Annotated in this window: 4 protein-coding genes; all 4 read left to right on the top strand. The window is 62.0% G+C overall.

Annotated elements, in window-relative coordinates; translation table 11 throughout:
- Window positions 1-174: 174 nt before the first annotated feature.
- Entirely contained in the window at window positions 175-630 is a 456-nt protein-coding gene (gene accB, locus AC1DWI_RS16510) for an acetyl-CoA carboxylase biotin carboxyl carrier protein (RefSeq protein WP_477668375.1), read from the top strand.
- 41 nt (window positions 631-671) lie between these two features.
- Window positions 672-2,021, top strand: coding sequence for an acetyl-CoA carboxylase biotin carboxylase subunit (gene accC / locus AC1DWI_RS16505; protein ID WP_457281072.1), 1,350 nt, complete (start codon window positions 672-674; stop codon window positions 2,019-2,021).
- A 155-nt stretch (window positions 2,022-2,176) separates the two neighbouring features.
- The gene (prmA, locus tag AC1DWI_RS16500; protein ID WP_477668374.1) at window positions 2,177-3,067 is read left to right on the top strand and encodes a 50S ribosomal protein L11 methyltransferase; all 891 of its coding nucleotides are present in this window, start codon (window positions 2,177-2,179) and stop codon (window positions 3,065-3,067) included.
- 71 nt (window positions 3,068-3,138) lie between these two features.
- Window positions 3,139-3,693 (top strand): zinc-ribbon domain-containing protein (locus AC1DWI_RS16495; RefSeq protein WP_477725232.1); only part of this gene is annotated, 555 nt, incomplete at its 3' end.

Genomic DNA, 3,693 nt, shown 5'->3' with positions numbered 1-3,693 from the left:
TGGCTCGTCCCCGCAGTAATTAACTGATAAGCGCTTTAAAGCGTAAAAGCAGAAAGTAAGTGAAAAAAGAAGGAAGATCGGTGGCCGCGTCAAGTGCCTGCCGTTTCCAGCCTTTCAGTCAAAAAAGCTGCGCCGAGATCCCGCGCCAGCATCTACCGTCGTTGGAGAGAACCTATGGATTTAAGAAAACTCAAGACCCTGATCGACCTCGTCTCAGAGTCCAACGTCTCCGAGCTGGAGATCACTGAAGCCGAAGGCAAGGTGCGTATTGTCAAATCCAGCGGCGCCCCCCTGGTGATGCAGCAGCCGGTTGCCATGGTAGCAGCTCCCGCAGCGGCGCCTGCGGCCGGCGCGCCTGCCGCACCGATCGCCGAGGCGGCGCCCGCAGCCCCCGCCGGGCATGCCGTCAAGTCGCCCATGGTGGGCACTTTCTACCGCTCTGCCAGCCCCGGCGCCAAGCCTTTTGTCGAAGTGGGCAGCGTCATCAAGGAAGGCGAAACCATCTGCATCATTGAGGCCATGAAGATCCTCAACGAGATCGAAGCCGACAAATCGGGCACTGTCACCAAGATTCTTTCGGAAAACGGCCAGGCTGTCGAATACGGCCAACCCCTCTTCATCATTGAGTAAGCGGGCGCCTTGCCTCCTTTCCAAACCAGGCTTACCGACGCATGTTCAAGAAAATACTGATCGCCAACAGGGGTGAGATTGCCCTGCGCATCCAGCGCGCCTGCCGCGAACTCGGCGTGAAGGCCGTGATGGTCTATTCCGAAGCCGACCGCGAGGCCAAATACATCAAGCTGGCCGACGAGTCGGTCTGCATCGGCCCGGCGCCTTCCAAAGACAGCTACCTCAACATGCCCGCCATCATCTCGGCAGCCGAGGTGACGGATGCTGAAGCCATCCACCCCGGATATGGTTTCCTGAGCGAAAACGCCGACTTCGCCGAGCGCGTGGAAAAAAGCGGCTTCAAGTTCATTGGCCCCACGCCGGAATCAATCCGCATCATGGGCGACAAGGTCTCGGCCAAGCAGACCATGATCAAGGCCGGTGTGCCCTGTGTACCTGGCTCCGAAGGCGCCTTGCCCGATGACCCGGTCGTCATCAAGCGCACTGCCAAGCAGGTCGGCTATCCCGTCATCATCAAGGCGGCCGGCGGTGGCGGCGGGCGCGGCATGCGCGTGGTGCATACCGAGGCAGCCCTGCTGCACGCGGTGCAGACCACCAAGGCCGAAGCCGGCGCGGCTTTCGGCAACCCCGAGGTCTACATGGAGAAATTCCTGCAGAACCCGCGGCACATCGAAATCCAGATTCTGGCGGACCAGCACAAGAATGCGGTCTGGCTGGGTGAACGCGACTGTTCCATGCAGCGCCGCCACCAGAAAGTCATCGAAGAAGCGCCGGCGCCCGGGATTCCGCGCAAGCTGATCGAGCGCATTGGTGAGCGCTGCGTCGCCGCCGTCAAAAAGATCGGCTACCGTGGCGCGGGCACCTTTGAGTTTCTCTACGAAAACGGCGAGTTCTACTTCATCGAGATGAACACGCGTGTCCAGGTCGAGCATCCGGTCACCGAATGGATCACCGGCGTGGACATCGTGCGCACCCAGATCATGGTGGCGGCCGGTGAAAAGCTGCCTTTTGCCCAGCGCGACATCCAGCTCAAAGGCCATTCGATTGAATGCCGCATCAACGCGGAAGATCCCTACAAGTTTGTCCCTTCGCCGGGCCGTATCACGACCTGGCACACGCCGGGCGGACCGGGCGTGCGGGTGGACTCGCATATTTATGCCAACTACTTTGTGCCGCCCAACTATGACTCGATGATCGGCAAGATCATTGTTCACGGTGATACGCGTGAGCAGGCGCTGGCCCGCATGAGCACGGCGCTGGCCGAAACCGTGGTGGAAGGCATCAACACCAACATCCCGTTGCACCGCGAACTGATGGTGGACGCCAAGTTCATGGACGGCGGTACCAATATCCACTACCTTGAAGAGTGGCTCTCCAAACGAGAGAGATAAAGCCCCCACGGTGGATGTGGCCCCCACGATCGCTCACTTCGTGTAGCTTCCTGCCCCCCGAGGGGGCCGCCGCGCCTGCGGTCTGGCAAAGCCAGTCCCGCGGCCCCGGCTTGAATTGAATACCTGTCGCCTCGGCGTACAACTGGTGATGAACGATGTTTGAACTGATCCTGCTGGCTCCTGTCGACGAAGTCGAAACCCTTAGCGAGGCGCTCGACGCGCTCGACGCGCTCAGTGTGTCGGTGGAAGACGCCGATGCGCAGACGCCGGCTGAGCAGGCTTTGTTCGGTGAACCCGATATGCCACCGCCCAGGGCTGGCTGGGAGCGTTCGCGAATCGTCTCGCTGTTTGCCACTGAAACTCTGGCGCGCGATGCGGCGGGCGTGCTGGCTGCCCAGGACTTCTTTGCAGCCTGCAGCGTGGTGGCTGTTCAGCCTGTGCCGGAACAAGACTGGGTGCGGCTCACGCAGTCGCAGTTCGCGCCGGTCGATATCACCCCCGAATTCTGGATCGTGCCGACCTGGCATGAGCCGCCTGCCGAGGCCAAACAGGTGATTCGCCTGGATCCAGGCTTGGCCTTCGGCACCGGCACCCATCCGACCACGCGCATGTGCCTTCGATGGGTGGCTGGTCAGGGCGCTGCAGGCAACAACCTCGGCCGTGTCCTGGATTACGGCTGCGGTTCCGGCATCCTGGCCATTGGTGCGGCGAAGTTCGGCGCGACCGAAATCGATGCCGTCGACATCGACCCGGCTGCCGTGGAGTCGACGCGCGCCAATGCCGAAGCCAACCATGTGGTGCTCAATGCTGGGCTTCCGGAGAAGGCGTCTGGCAAATACCAGATCGTGCTGGCCAACATCCTCGCCACGCCGCTCAAGGTGCTGGCGCCGCTGCTGTGCGCGCATGTCGAAAAGGGCGGCCATCTCGTGTTGGCCGGCATTCTGGATCGCCAGGCGGAGGAACTCAAGGAAGCCTACGCTCCCTATTGCCAGCTCACTGTGCACGATGCGCAAGAAGGCTGGATCTTGATGACCGCCGGCTTCTGAGCCGGCCCAATCCCGCGCATGGCGGTTTTCAGGCCGTCAGCGGGGGTGAGCCCCCTACAATACAGCGCTAAATGAGCCTGATTACGCGCTGCCCCGCATGCGGCACGATGTTCAAAGTCGTGACCGACCAACTCAAAGTCTCACAGGGCTGGGTGCGATGCGGGCATTGCGCTGAAGTCTTTGATGCGTCCGCGCATCTGCTGCCGCGTGACATGGCATCGCCCGTGCCCGCCGTACCGTTTGCGGTCGGGGACACCGAACCCATGCCGCTGCCGGAATTTGTCCCTTCTGCGCCGGCGCCGCCAGTCGTGGCTGTTGCCGCTGCTGCGGAATCACAGGAATGGGCGCCGGCCAGGTCATTTGCCGACCGGGTGCCGCTAAGGCCTTCCGGCACTGGCCCTGCCGATGCGCAGGACAGTGCGGCTGATTTTGACCCTGTACGCTGGAAGCGGGCCCAACAGGAACGCCAGCAGGATCCGCTGGAACTGCCTGATAGCGTGTTGCCGGATGAGCCGCCAGCCCGCCGGCCGGTGATGGTGCGCCCGGYGGTCGACGATGATTCCAGTTTTGCCTTTTCGGACGTGGACTCCGGCATGCCRGATTCGCGCGTGGAGCACGATGTGTCT

The sequence above is a fragment of the Polaromonas sp. P3_C2 genome (genome assembly GCF_056402675.1).
Note: the sequence above shows the minus strand (reverse complement) of the source record. Positions and strands in the feature narration are given on the sequence as shown.

Coding starts and splice junctions, on each gene's coding strand:
- prmA (WP_477668374.1), top strand. CDS start 2,177: ATGTTTGAACTGATCCTGCTGGCTCCTGTCGACGAAGTCGAAACCCTT.
- accB (WP_477668375.1), top strand. CDS start 175: ATGGATTTAAGAAAACTCAAGACCCTGATCGACCTCGTCTCAGAGTCC.
- accC (WP_457281072.1), top strand. CDS start 672: ATGTTCAAGAAAATACTGATCGCCAACAGGGGTGAGATTGCCCTGCGC.